At 56.4% G+C, this 13,516-nt stretch carries 9 protein-coding genes; 6 read left to right on the forward strand and 3 right to left on the reverse strand.

Annotated features, from left to right (window positions below; genetic code table 11):
• The first annotated feature begins 14 nt into the window (after window positions 1–14).
• The 3 genes from ATY79_RS22310 (at window position 15) to ATY79_RS22320 (ending at window position 2,690) form a co-directional block, all read left to right on the forward strand.
• Window positions 15–545: a Twin-arginine translocation pathway signal gene (locus tag ATY79_RS22310; RefSeq protein ID WP_088704916.1), complete on the forward strand. Its 531-nt coding sequence runs from the start codon at window positions 15–17 to the stop codon at window positions 543–545.
• A 68-nt stretch (window positions 546–613) separates the two neighbouring features.
• The gene (locus tag ATY79_RS22315) at window positions 614–2,185 is read left to right on the forward strand and encodes a GMC family oxidoreductase (protein WP_088704917.1); all 1,572 of its coding nucleotides are present in this window, start codon (window positions 614–616) and stop codon (window positions 2,183–2,185) included.
• Window positions 2,186–2,237: 52 nt separating this feature from the next.
• On the forward strand, window positions 2,238–2,690 hold the full coding sequence (locus tag ATY79_RS22320) for a cytochrome c family protein (RefSeq protein WP_245312429.1): 453 nt from the start codon (window positions 2,238–2,240) through the stop codon (window positions 2,688–2,690).
• Window positions 2,691–3,733: 1,043 nt separating this feature from the next.
• Here ATY79_RS22320 and ATY79_RS22335 read toward each other — a convergent pair.
• A complete protein-coding gene (locus ATY79_RS22335) occupies window positions 3,734–4,735 on the reverse strand; it encodes a hypothetical protein (RefSeq protein WP_141105759.1) in 1,002 nt (333 codons plus the stop codon).
• A gap of 386 nt (window positions 4,736–5,121) precedes the next feature.
• Between ATY79_RS22335 and ATY79_RS22340 the strand changes: the two genes are divergently transcribed.
• On the forward strand, window positions 5,122–9,498 hold the full coding sequence (locus ATY79_RS22340; RefSeq protein WP_088704922.1) for a hypothetical protein: 4,377 nt from the start codon (window positions 5,122–5,124) through the stop codon (window positions 9,496–9,498).
• Between the two features lie 252 nt (window positions 9,499–9,750).
• Here the strand turns inward: ATY79_RS22340 and ATY79_RS22345 are convergent, their stop codons facing one another.
• A complete protein-coding gene (locus ATY79_RS22345; RefSeq protein ID WP_088704923.1) occupies window positions 9,751–11,604 on the reverse strand; it encodes an AAA family ATPase in 1,854 nt (617 codons plus the stop codon).
• 2 nt (window positions 11,605–11,606) lie between these two features.
• Entirely contained in the window at window positions 11,607–11,900 is a 294-nt protein-coding gene (locus ATY79_RS22350) for a DUF6634 family protein (RefSeq protein ID WP_141105760.1), read from the reverse strand.
• A 171-nt stretch (window positions 11,901–12,071) separates the two neighbouring features.
• On the opposite strand from ATY79_RS22350, the gene ATY79_RS22355 reads away from it, so the two are divergent.
• A complete protein-coding gene (locus tag ATY79_RS22355; protein ID WP_189638059.1) occupies window positions 12,072–12,323 on the forward strand; it encodes a helix-turn-helix transcriptional regulator in 252 nt (83 codons plus the stop codon).
• Window positions 12,324–13,058: 735 nt separating this feature from the next.
• A complete protein-coding gene (locus ATY79_RS22360) occupies window positions 13,059–13,256 on the forward strand; it encodes a hypothetical protein (RefSeq protein WP_088694408.1) in 198 nt (65 codons plus the stop codon).
• Window positions 13,257–13,516: the final 260 nt, after the last annotated feature.

Consider the following 13,516-nt stretch of genomic DNA (forward strand, 5'->3'; position numbering starts at 1 on the left):
CATGGGAGGAAATTATGACGACAGTTTTCGAGAATTCGCGCGGTCTTTCGCGACGTGAGTTGCTCAAGCGTGGCACAGTCGGCGCCGCGCTTATAATAGCTGGACAGACCGTGATCTGTCCCCAAGCCGCGTGGGGTGTGGAAGCGACAGCCCTAAAGCCAGAAACCATCGCAACAATGATCCTGTTGGCACGCGACATCTATCCACACGACCAACTTGCTGATCGCTTCTATGCGATCGCGGTCAAGGGACAGGACACACTCGCCGGTCAGAAACCAGAGCACAAGAAACTCATCGAGGACGGCATTGCGGATCTCGACAAGCGATCTGGAGCCGGAGGATACCGAGGCCTCGGATGGGAGGACGCCCGCGTAGCGATCCTGAGGGACATCGAACAAACGCCATTCTTCCAGGCCGTCCGGGGCGACCTGGTTGTAAGCCTTTATAATCAAAAGGAACTCTGGCCGGTCTTCGGATACGAAGGCGAATCCTATTCCAAGGGTGGCTACATCCACCGCGGCTTCAACGACATTGAATGGCTTTGACAGGTGCTGCGCCCGCCAGAGGAGGCGAGCGGCATCTTCGTGACATCATTTTTATCCGGGAGGATAGCATGGCAGCTCCATACGGTCTCAACGACGCAAGCGTTGTCGTCATAATCGGCTCCGGCGCCGGCGGCGGCACGCTCGGAAACGAACTGGCACAGAAAGGCGTAGACGTCGTTGTCCTCGAGGCGGGCAACCGCATCGAGCACGAGGATTTCATCAACGACGAATGGGACAGCTTCAAGCAGCTCGCTTGGCTGGACAATCGAACGGCTAGCGGCGGGTGGCGTGTCCACAAGGACTTCCCCAACCTGCCCGCCTGGATCGTAAAGGCCGTCGGCGGGACGACCACACACTGGGCGGGCGCTTCGCTCCGCTTTCAGGAGCACGAATTCAAGACCCTCACACACTACGGCGAGATCAAGGGCGCCAATATGTTGGACTGGCCGATCACACTCGCGGATCTTGAGCCCTATTACGCACGAGCCGAGGACAAAATGGGGGTCACCCGGACGAACGGGATTGAGGGGCTGCCGGGCAACAACAACTTCAAGGTCTTTAAGGCCGGGGCAGACAAACTCGGCTATAAGGAATGTCATACCGGCCACATGGCCATCAATTCAGCCGACCGTGACGACCGCATGGGCTGTCAGCAGACTGGTTTCTGTTTCCAAGGGTGCAAATGGGGTGCGAAGTGGTCAACTCTCTACACCGAGATTCCAAAGGGTGAAGCGACTGGGAAGCTTGAAGTCCGGCCCAACTCGCACGTCGTAAAAATCGAGCATGACAACAACGGTAAGGTCACCGGTGTCGTCTACGCCGATAGGGACGGGAAGCTGCATGAACAGAAGGCACGCATCGTCGCAGTCGCTGGCAACTCAATCGAAAGCCCACGCCTACTCTTGAATTCACATTCCTCGAAGTTTCCGGACGGTTTAGCAAACTCTTCCGGGCAAGTCGGGAAAAACTATATGCGGCATACCACCGGATCGGTCTATGCCGTCTTTGAGAAGCCTGTACACATGTATCGCGGAACGACGATGGCCGGCGTCATCCGAGACGAGGCAAGACATGACCCCTCGCGAGGTTTCGTGGGCGGCTACGAGCTCGAAACTCTGTCACTGGGGATTCCCTTCATGGCCGCGTTTCTTGATCCTGGCGGCTGGGGTCGCTCCTTCACTTCGGCGCTTGACCAGTACGCCAATATGGCAGGCATGTGGATCGTCGGTGAGGATCTGCCCCAGGAGCAAAATGCGGTAAAGCTCCACACTGAGCTCAAGGATCAGTATGGTATGCCGATCCCTGACGTGTGGTTTACCGACCATCCAAACGACAACGCGATGCGTAATCACGCCTACAAGCAGGGGATGGCTCTCTACGCAGCAGTCGGAGCCACCCGCTCTTTCCCCACGCCACCCTATCCCTCAACCCATAACCTCGGTACCAACCGAATGAGCGAGAAAGCAAAAGACGGCGTCGTGAACAAGTGGGGCCAGACGCACGATATCAAGAACCTGTTCGTCTCCGATGGCAGTCAATTCACGAGCGGCGGCGCGGAGAACCCAACCCTGACGATCGTCTCACTCGCGATCCGACAGGCGGAATACATTGCACAACAGATGTCCTCTGGCACGATCTGACTGCACTCCGCCGCCCAGCGGTCGGCCCTCCCCGCGCGGTTCGGGTTCACACATGGCCCGCGCCACCTGTGACCGGGCGACCGGTCACTTTTTTCAAGTAGGAACCCTCATGATATTTAGAACGTCAATGGTAGCCGTCTTTGTAGGGCTTGCTCCATTTACAACTCAAGCAGCAGGAAATGTTGTAGAGGGCGCCACGGTCTTCAAGAAGTGCGTTGCCTGCCACAACGCCGACAAACCGGAGAACAAGATCGGCCCACATCTCCTCGGAATCATTGGTCGACGAGCGGGGTCGGTCGAGTCCTATGTCAGCTATTCGGAAGCGATGAAGACCGCGGGCAATCAAGGACTGGTCTGGGACCAAGGCAAACTGGCGGAATACCTCACAGCGCCGAAAAAATTCCTTCCCGGCAATAAAATGTCCTTCACTGGACTCAAGTCCCCCGAGGACATCACAAATTTGGAGGCCTACCTCGCCAGCCAGGGAGAAAGCCAACCCAAGTAATTTGTGCTCAAATTATTCGAGGCCGCACCGGGCCAGCGGCTTGTTCAAGGGAGTGCGGCCAGAATACGGCAAGCCAATGCAAAGAAGGCAGACTTCCGTCCTGCAAGGTTCTTGTGCTCGTCGATGTCTCCCGTCGAACTCCCAATCTCATCTTCGCTATTTGCCTGGGGACTTGGGTGGCCATTTCTTGAGCGTCTCTCTCCTTTTTCCTTTCGACACGATCTTTCTCCCTACCTTTGCCGAGTTGGAGCCGGCTTTGATGAGCGCCTCGTCAAATGTTTCTGTGTTGTCTTCCGTTTCTCCAATCGGGACGGCGTCGCCCGCTTTGCCCGCTTCACTCTTTCCACGAGGTGGCATGCCCAGTCTCCCGGGAAGCCATAAGATGCCTCATGCATTCGGCCATCCACACGATCAGCCGAGATCGATGTATCCCAGGTCAGAAGAGCCGATCGCACCCGCAAGCTTTTTGGGACGACGCATGTACCAATTCTGGTCCTCAAGGATGTCAAACGGCGTCGTTGTTCCGGATGACTCTATAGCGTCCTGCTTCGACGGGAATAATGGTGCCCGTATCTTCATCAACGAGGTAAATCGTATCCATCGGTCGCATGGCGGCCCTTTCTTTCTCTATCAATACAGCGTGACCTGGGGTCGGCGGGTACGCAAGCCCGTTTTCTCACAGCCTAGTCGCGAGGTAATCCGAGCGTCAGAACACTTTTAACGTTGAGGCATTGACGGCCAAAGCTTCGCCCACTGTCCGCAGCTCCGCTTTGCCATGCGGCACTCAGGCCGCAGCACTGGCCTTCGCGGCTTCGATCTCGCCCAACTGCCATTTCCAAAGGCAATAAAGTTTGTCCTCGGTTGGCGAGACACCAGCAGCGTCCAGAGCCCATTTCCGCTCTATCTCGAAGGTCTTAGCTTTGGGCTCGCATCTTATCGAGCCGGCTTGAAGGATGCCGCTACACATCCTTGTGAATTTGACTATTGCAATTGATCGAACCCAAATCCTGAGCCATTCGGCCGCACCTTTCGGAGGGCAGGAGCTAGTCGAGTGCCCGATAAAGTCCGGGCCAATCAGGAATGTCCTTGCGCAGACAAAATGCACGATCGGCGAGGCTGACGAATTCAGTTGCTGCCTTCAGAGCCGCTTCGACTTTCTCCGATCCTGTGTGCATTTCTCCTGAGTGCATCAGCGTGTTGCGCAAGTCGAACAGCGCGTGGACTTTTCCCTTTTCCCATGAACCGACCGGGCAAGCGCCGGCAACATGATCCCACTTGCCGAGGATCGCCTGTAGTGGCGCCCGATCAATGATCCCGCGGACCTCGTCATTGGATACATCTGGCACGTTGAGCCAAAACATACTTCGGATGATCGTCTCACATGCGATCGCAGCCGAAATGATCGTGCCGCGATAGTCATAGGACAGATATCGCTGATGGGCTTCCGAAATGAAATCGAACCAGATTGGCGGCTCATCCGCGGATGACAGCACACGCTGAACATGCTCCCACCGATGCAAGCTGATCGTTGACTGCATTTGAACGACGACCGATGTCGTTTGGAACCAGACTTTCCTGTTGTCACCCCGTCGGTGGAGCTTTGCTATCCGCTGACCGTAGGGATCCCGGCCAATAGTACCAGATGGGAAGCCAATGCTTCGATGCCCAGCAACCCAGCGCAGAACCCGTTGCCAATGATCAAATGCACCTGCGAGCAATCGAGCATAGTCGTCCGCAGTCTGGTTTAGTTTCTTCTCCTGCCCATCAGTGGCATTGCGCGACTTCGGAGGCTCGGAAAACGCCCTTTCGTCAATTGCTAACTGAATGGGAATTTCGGTGCAGAGTTCGACTTCAAACACTTGGTGTTCGGTCGTATTTGGATCGTCAGGAGCATCCGTTCGCCATCCGGTTCTTTTGGTTCGCTGTTGCCATTCCTTTGCTTCCGGCGGTGACTCAACGGGAAGAACCACATGAATCTCGTGCTCTGCAAAGCGGAACAAATGCGACCGACCAAGGACGGCGCCGCTAACGGCGAGACCGAGCACTTCGAACGGCCTTCGCGCCTCGGCATCAAACAATATCTCCTTTGACACGATGTCTCCCTGTTGAACACCATCCGATTGCAACGCGTTGCTTTTGTAGGTCTCGCTCCCCGCTGCATTGCGTGGCTGGGTCCGCCAAGGGTTCGCAAATCGAGAACGCTCGATCAGTCGAGGTGGCTAGCACGAATCATGTAGCTGTCCACGTAACGACAATGACAATATCTTGGAAACCCTCAACAAATCGCAAGAACCGCCAACAACGTGGATCGGCGGGTAGCGACCTTCAAGCATCTCGCGGCTCCTAAGAGGGTGGTAGCGCCCCTGTCCAGGTCCACAACCCAAATGGTACTATGTCTTCGGCGGGTCTGCAGTCTCGATTCGAGAAGTGAATGGCATCAAGCAACAATAGAGACGATTTCACAAAAGCGACAAAGCGAACCATCGAGAGGCAGGCGCGGAACCACTGCTCGAATCCAGCATGTCGTCGCCTGACGCGGGGCGCGAAGTCGGATGGGGTCGGTGAGATCAATATTGGTGAGGCCGCCCATATCTGTGCAGCGTCACCCGGTGGGCCGCGATACGACGCCGATATGTCAACCGAGGAGCGCCGTTCGCGGGACAATGGGATCTGGCTATGCAGCGTCTGTGCCGGCGTTGTCGATTCGAGAGACTCGAAGTTTACTGTTGAGGAGCTTCGCGAGTGGAAATCCCGTACGGACAAGGATTCATGGCGGAGCATCGTAGAAAATATTCCGTTCGGGCCGGTGATGTCTGCACCGACACCCGACGCCCTAACAACCCGCATCCGAGGTGCTGCGAGTTCGGATCTCGCAGTGTTCCGACGCACCGCCAAGTGGCCCGGCACAACCGTGGCGCTGACCTTAAAAGTCGGCGGTGTAGATCAGCCTCTGACTACCAGAGCGCTAGCTAATGCGGTAACCACCTTCGATGATCTCATCCTCGTCGCAGCGCCTGGAATGGGGAAAACCACCACCGTCTTCCAGATTGCAGAAAGCGTTCTTGATACTGGTGGCGGCACTCCCTTCGTCGTCCTTCTCGGAGAATGGGCGAATGACGAGTCGAGCATTCTCGCGTCTGTCTTAAAGCGGCCCGCGTTCGCGACGATCTCGGAAGGCGATTTCCGAGCAGTGGCTTCCAAGCCTGGTGCGGTGATGCTTCTCGACGGATGGAATGAACTGGATGAGCTTGCCCGTGAAAGAGCCCGTGTACAGATATCCCAGTTGAGGGCGGAGCTTCCGGAACTCGGCTTTCTGATTTCAACCCGAGCGCGGGCCCTCGATATTCCTTTTCGAGGGACGGAAGTAGATCTGCTGCCGCTTGGCGACGAGCAGCAGATGGAAATAGCGCGATCCATTCGCGGTGATCCGGGCGAGGCGTTGGTGGATCAGGCTTGGCGAACACCGGGTGTTCGAGAACTTGTTACAATCCCGCTATACCTTACGACCCTCCTTTCCTTACCAGAGGGTTCGCCCTTTCCGGCGACGAAAGAGGAACTGCTGGGCGAGTTCGTGAGTGCACATGAACAGGACCCGGGCCATGCTGCCGCTCTCCGGGCGGCGACAGGTGGATTTCATCGCCAGTATTTGACCAACCTCGCCCATCTGGCGGCACGAACAGGCAATACGTCCGTTTCGGACGGCAATGCGCGACGGACGATAAGCGAAACGACACAGATGCTTATTTTGGACGGTCAGTTGAGTGCTGCCATCTCGCAGCCCGACAAAGTACTGAACGCGATGGTAAGCAGCCACGTTCTGACGCGCTCCGGCGGTAGTCCAGGGATCGCTTTCCAACATCAGCAGTTCCAGGAATGGTTCGCGTCTCACGAAGTCGAGCGTATGATGCTTGACGGGATAAGCGATCCACAGACGGCGGAGCGATTGAAGCTTGAGATCTTGAATGATCGTTCATGGACTGAAGCAATTCTCTTTGCCACGGCACGGATGTCTCGAGGCAGCATTGTCGAGAAAAGGGCAAGTGCCAAAGGCATTGTTGCGGCATTCGAAGTCGATCCCATCCTTGCCGCCGAGATGATTTACAACGCGACCAGCGAAGTTTGGAATGCGAGCAAGGAGGCGCTCCTCGAGGCCCTGAACCGGTGGCACACGCCCGGCAAAATTGATCGCGCAGTAAGATTTATGGTCACGTCTGGCAGGCCAGAATTCGGCGACGCACTCTGGCCGTTGCTTACCAGTCTGAACAATCAAATCCTGTTTGGGGCATTCCGGGCCGCGGACAGGTTTCGCACCTCAGTACTCGGCGCTGATGCGCAGGCCCGTATCGCGTCGCTGTCCCCGGAGATCCGAAAGAACGTCTTGAGCGAGATCGCCTTTAACAGCGGAATGGACGGCCTCGATCTCGCAACAGAGATCGCCAAGAGCGGCGGCGATGCGGAGGTCACGGCGCTGGTGGCGCATGCGCTGCTGTTCCGGCGTGCAGACCGCCATCTCTTCGCTCTGCTCAAGGACGCGGCCGATGAGACGTTCGATTTGCTTTATTCGTCAGGTCACCTGGACGATATCAAAGACGGGCGCTTGAATGACAAGGTGCGAGCTGCGGCCGAACGCAACTTTAGTACTCGCCAGTCGGCCCGTGACCGGCTCCGGTCACTATTGCTTGCCCGGGACGGGCGGGAACGAGCAGCGGAGGTGATAGATCTCGTCGCAGAGATGGACATTGATCAAACTGAGAACGGCTCAAGCCATTTGCTGCATGAGGTACGCCAGCGCTTCCCTGAAGCTTTTGCTGAGGGGTTGCTTCGACGCCTTCGATCTAACATGCCATTGCCCTACGGCTCGGACGACGTTCTTGCCGAGGCGGGCTACTCCTTTGATGATCCAGGGCTCTTGGAGATGGCTTTTGCGAGTTCTACAAGGCGACACGACCGGGAGAATGCTGCAGCCTCGATCCTTGGGCCGGAAGCTGCCGCCAGCTTGATCGCAGCCTATCTCGAGATACGAGCGGATCTTCGCAAGTCTGGTGGCACTTACGATCAGACTAAAAGCGACCTATCTCACGCGCTGCGAGACCGTATTTTCCACATTCCGGGAGCGAGTCTGGTTGCCGCCATCGAGTCCTTGGCCACAGGAGCAGCGGATGAGCGCATAGAACCGATGGCCGGCCTTCTCTGCCGAAACGCCACACATCCGGGCAACGCGCGTGGACGCCCCATAAGCGAACAAGACCTGGCGATAGTCAGGAGCCTCGTCGAACGGTGGGGCGAGCGCCTGTTGGCGAGTGAGGTCTCAAGCCGTGGCGAAAAAGCCTCAATCGCCACTTTGATAGGCTTTGTGGCAGACGCATCGTTGCTGCCAATTCTAAAGAGATTGCTCGACGACAATCTTCGACGCTACCGTGAATTCCTCGAAAAGGCGAACGCAAGCAAGTGGCGTGACCAATCCGCAAAACATGAAGCGCAACATCCCCACACGCACGAGTACCAGCAGGCGTTCACGGCGATTACAGGTGATGAATCCCGCCGCATACTGGCCGAATATCTGACGGATCCCACCTTCGGCGAGTGTGCGGCCAGAGCTCTTGCTGCGCATTGGTCGACAGCCAACGAGCCAAGGGACGACAAAAAATTCTTCGGCGGCGTAGATTTTTCTCGAGTCGAAGACCGTCGGACCTCGCGGGCGGCCAGTCCCTCCGAAAGCTGTGCGGAAGCAGATTTGATTTTCGGCGCGATTGAGGGACTGTTATCCGATGGTGCAACAACTGATCAATTGAAGCTTGCCGTGACCCTCGGCGCCGTCGGTTCACGCCTTCCACACGGCGATCAAAGTGCGATAATCGAACATCTCATCGCCGCCGCGCAAAGGCAGCAGCGTGCCGCACTCCTCCTGTCGCTCGTGCTGGCGGGGGAAGACATCGACATCGGACGCGTGGAAGCAGGAATCGCCGAGACACTTGAAGCCGCTAAGGCCGAGCCTTGGATCCTCCAACAAAGCGATGCATATCAGCTACGCGATTGGCTGCGTCTGTTGCCGTTTTCGACCCCGCTTTCGTGTCTTCCAAAGATCTTAGAAAGCCTCCCTCCTCCGCTGCAACATCGTCATATGCTGGAAGACGTGTTTCGAGGCCTCGGCAGCACGCCAATACAAGGGGCCGAAACAGCACTATTCAAGCTTGCCCAGCAAGAACCGCGGCTCTACTCAGACCAGCACTGGCGCACCGCGGTTCTGCGGCGCAGAACATCTTCCGCTGCAAGGCACCTGGTTGACCTCACTGCCAGCGCTGCAATGGCAGGCAACGTTCGCGATGCATGGCATTGGCAGCGTGAGTTCTCAAGTTTAATTGCGGAGCACCCCGCCGTGCGAGAATATGTACGGACCAAAATCGCGGAAGGACCTATGGATCGTCCGCGGGAATTCCTTGCAGGTGTCATTGCTGAAAATCCTGACAGCGCCGACATCCTCTTGCTTGTGCAAATGGAAATCAGTTCGGGCCGTTCTTTCGTGACCAGTAGGTCAATTGAATTCGCCATCACGAGCCAAGTTCCAGACACGGATTGGCGCGGTGCATATAACATCGTGCCGGTGCCAGCGGCGGAATTGCGGAGCCAACTCCTCGCGCTGACTATTGACGGCGGCATTTCTGATCCAGCGGCGCGATGCCTTTCATCTATCGACAAAATTCGTGACCAGCACGGTGCGCCGGATAGGGAGCCCCGCCACCCCGATTTGAGGTCCGGGAGGCCTTGGCCGCTCTTCGCGAAGGATCCTGATGCCGATGACGGCGAATAGCGCATCAACCAGACCGACAATGCGTGCGTGATGGCCACACGATGCAGTGAATCTTTGGCATCGCCAAGACTGCGGTGTGATGCAGATCGACCACTTCCCGGAAGCGTTGTGGAACAGCACCACCCGGCCTGCCTGACGGACTCCCTCGCTCTGATTGCGCCCGGCGGACAACGCCGTGCAAGCCTTCACCTTGAAGGCCTTCTCGGAAACGGCAAAGACTCGTATTCGAATCCACGCGACCGCGATACCCGACTATCCCGGGGCTGCGATGCTGTCCCTTTCGATCCTTAAAGTTCCATGAGTCACCACATCGACTGCGAGGGCAAATACGCGGTCATGCTCCTTGGTAAGCATCGCCGAAACCCGCTCCCACTGTCCCGCCACGATATCCGCTACTTCCGCTTCCACTCTTTCGGGCAGCGGGCCGTCCCCGAGCTCTCTCGGAGTGCCCAGGAACGTCGGCGTCTTTCCAAGCCCGTAGGTCGCGACCATCCGCCGCGCGACGGTCGTAGCGCGCTCGATGTCGCTGCCAACGGTACCGCCCGACCCGATGCTTCGGTCTCCGAAAATCGCCGCCTCAGCAGCCATGCCAGCCAAACTGACCGCGATGCGATTGAGCAAACTGGTTTCCGTCGGGAAATAATCGTCAATGAGTGTGTAGCTCGTCATCCCCCCGAGGAACTCGGTCGCGGTCGGATCAAAGCTATCCTTTATCTCGATAGTCGCGCTCGTGGAATGTTGAAGCGATAGGGACACCAGCGCATGACCGGCCTCGTGTACGGCCAGCCTGAGCTGTTGCTCTCCCGTGTATCGCATTTTTTCAGGGAGGCGGTCTCTGATATCCTGGAGTTCCAGCTCCCTGTCCTCGTTTCTGGCGGCCTCGCGCGCGTCACGCACGAGCCGCTCGAGGACAGCACCCGACCTGCCTTTCAAGTCGTCAGCGATGTCGAACAAGGATTCGAAGGACATACCCTCACCGGCATGGTGCTTTAGAATTTCAGTCCGCAGCTTTTGATCTGGCAGAGTGAGCTCGAAGTGGTTCTCAAGGCGCCCGTCCCGCAAAATCGCAGGATCGATCCATTCCGGAAAATTGGTTGCACCGATCACTACGACGCCGTCTCCTAAGTTGCTCAGCAAGGAGAGAAACTCATTGATGACATTCCGCCAGTAGATTTCATTTTGACCGACCCGAGCGGTCCTGCTTCCAATGCCGTCGAGTTCGTCGATGAAAAGGACTGAGCCCTCTCCGTCGTCAGCGTCGCTGAAAGATTTCCTCATTGCCGCGAGCATGTCATCGAGATGACCCTCGGCTTGCCAGCTTCCAACCGTGGTTGAAATCAGCTTCATACCAAGAGCATTCGCGAGTCCTTCCGCAAACAAGGTTTTTCCCGTGCCTGGCGGGCCAGATATGAGCGCTCCGCGCGTCACGAGCTTCCAACCCAGCGTGCCGGCTCGCCACCGTTCGACATCTGCGCAGAGCTTTTTTGCCCATGGCTTCAGTTCGTCATACCCCGGAAGCTCGAACAGGCTTGCTCCACCAGTTTCGCGGCGACTTAGATCGTTGATCTCACCAATCCTGTCTTCGATCAGGTTCGGCTTGAGAACAGCGGCCATGAGCACGTTCTGTGGCTTCGCGGCGATCAATGCAGCCACCTCGTGAGACAATGGCTTCCTTCCGGACAGACGACGTGCAGCGTTGATGTGCTCCGGGGTAGGTCGATCTACATACATCACGGCCGTAGCCGCAAAGCGGACGTCCTTCGGCACTTCATCGATGCTCTTGGCGATCAGCACGTCGAGACCTTTGATGTCGAATATTGATATGCGCTTGTGGGGACTCTGTTTTCGTCTCGGAGGATTCGCGGGGCGTACCTTCACATTCTGTTCCATCCAGTCTCCCCGGGTGGCCCCCAAGATGGCGAATGCTGCTGCTTCGTACTCGTCGGTGCGGAAGCCCTTAGGAACCACAAAGATCACAAAGCCGGCCACGCTGGACTTCAACAGATCCGCCGCTTTTAAAGCTCGCACCAGACCGAAGACAGCAAGGAGCGTACCGAGATCCTGGAAATAGTGCTGGAGTCGTGAGGAGCTATTGTCGAACCTCATTTTCAGTGCCCTCGCCCGGGGCCGCGGAGGCGATACCAGCGGTTCATCGTTCGTGCGATGCCGATCTCAGAGTTCAGGTAAAAGAGCTGGCTCGTGACGATCTCCCTGCCGTCGCTGAGATGCGGATGACCGGTCACGATCCCCTTTAGTGCAAACGCTTGTCCTATCACGGGCCTGTGGTCGAAGAGCGAAGGTGCCCGATCGATCTGCAAACCCTCGACATCACCAGACGCAGCGCGCCGGAGATCGTGTAAGAGATCGAGTACAGTTGCGCCGTCGAGCCATTGGTAAGTCAAGTGACGTCCTCTTCGATTCGCTGCGAACGCCCCAAGGCTTCGCATCTCGCTTATAGCGTAACTATTTACGCTTTTTGACTCCTTATTTGCTTCATTTGGGTGATTGTCAACTATTATTTGCCCTGCAAAGGAATTGATGACACTCAGTCCTTAATGAGACCGCCACCTCGCATGCTCATTGCAGCACGGAACCTCCTTGGTCTGTCGCAGACCGAGGTGTCGACCGATTCTGGCGTTAGCAGGAAAACGATTCAAATGGCGGAGGCAGGTACTGCTGGGATCGTTAGCGTGGAAAAGCTCATGCGCCATTACCAGCGCCGCGGCATCACATTCGTTCATCGCGACGACGCGGAAGGTTGGGGAATCCGGACAACCTTTCTGAACTATGACTACGGCGAAGAGCCGCCTGTTGCTAAGCCTTAACCCCCGAGCCGACGAACTGAGCCGCATGAACCGGTTCTAAAAAGTCCGTCACTTGCACTCAGTACACCGCGCCAGGGTATGACGTTCATGACTTGGCAGCGCGCGAAGTGTTTCGTGCAATTGAAGAATGGTCGAGCTAGAGCGTGTTCCTGGCTCCTAGCGATAGGCTGAAATTAGGATTGCTACGACACGGTTGCGGAAGCTCGACGGAGCTCCAGCTTTTGTTGCGCATCAGTGCTGTCCGATGGCGCTGGCAACGAGCAAGGCTCGTCGGGTAACTACCGCATTCTTGTGGCAGGCCTCAAGTCGTGTGCCGATCATCAACGGTGACCGTACGTTCGCCGGAGATCCGGGTGCAAGCGGGTGAGATTCGACACACACGGGCAATCGAACCCGAATCTGAAGACGCAATTTAGCTATCGCCGCCGCCCGTTTAAAATCAGGGTCGGTGCTGTCAATTCAAAAAACTCGCGACGCATTGAAAATACTGAGTGCGGGAAAAAAGGTTGATTCCGGAAGTCGAACTTCTTTCCGTTTGAGGAAAGCTTTTTTCCGATCAGAGTAAAGCTTTTTTTCCGGCGATATGAGCGCCTCCGCTCGGTCTGTGCATGCCTGCCGTCATCATTCAAAAACACTGATGGTATCCATAAACTCTATTCGTTTGATTGATGGGAGCGAAACACCCATATTCTAACCATGAAACAAGCGTCATCCGACGAGGAAAGGAAAACGGACATGACGACGATTACCTTCAGCCATACCAAGACGCCCTCAAGCGAAGCCCATCTGCATCTTGCTGACTACGCCCGCAAGCTGGTTCATGCATGGCATCAGTGGCAGGTTGCCCGCGAAATCGAATCCATGCCTTTCGACATGCGCAAGGACATTGGCTGGCCGTCAGCGGATGACGCGGATGAACGCAAGGCTATGTAATGAATCCGACATTCCTCCCCGCGTGAAAGCGGCGCCGTGCCTTCGTGCAGCGCCGCTTCTCCGTCTTTAGGGCCACCCAATTAAATCTTGAATTTCAGATGCATGTATTCTGCAAAATCGCCTGTTTTTGAACTTTTGAAGACAACGATCGTCATTTGATCATCGTCAATTTCAGCAATGTCGCAAATTTACTCTTTGCGGCCGCATTTATCCATGAGAATGTCGCTTTCAGGATATCGAAACGACGTATTCCAAGCAAC

The organism is Rhizobium sp. R693, assembly GCF_002211315.1.
Taxonomy (GTDB): Bacteria; Pseudomonadota; Alphaproteobacteria; order Rhizobiales; family Rhizobiaceae; genus Rhizobium.

What these genes read in the sequence shown, in the direction of transcription:
- ATY79_RS22360 (WP_088694408.1), top strand. Translation starts at nt 13,059, where the DNA reads ATGACGACGATTACCTTCAGCCATACCAAGACGCCCTCAAGCGAAGCC.
- ATY79_RS22340 (WP_088704922.1), top strand. Translation starts at nt 5,122, where the DNA reads ATGGCATCAAGCAACAATAGAGACGATTTCACAAAAGCGACAAAGCGA.
- ATY79_RS22320 (WP_245312429.1), top strand. Translation starts at nt 2,238, where the DNA reads ATGGCCCGCGCCACCTGTGACCGGGCGACCGGTCACTTTTTTCAAGTA.
- ATY79_RS22310 (WP_088704916.1), top strand. Translation starts at nt 15, where the DNA reads ATGACGACAGTTTTCGAGAATTCGCGCGGTCTTTCGCGACGTGAGTTG.
- ATY79_RS22315 (WP_088704917.1), top strand. Translation starts at nt 614, where the DNA reads ATGGCAGCTCCATACGGTCTCAACGACGCAAGCGTTGTCGTCATAATC.
- ATY79_RS22355 (WP_189638059.1), top strand. Translation starts at nt 12,072, where the DNA reads ATGCTCATTGCAGCACGGAACCTCCTTGGTCTGTCGCAGACCGAGGTG.
- ATY79_RS22345 (WP_088704923.1), bottom strand. Translation starts at nt 11,604, where the DNA reads ATGAGGTTCGACAATAGCTCCTCACGACTCCAGCACTATTTCCAGGAT.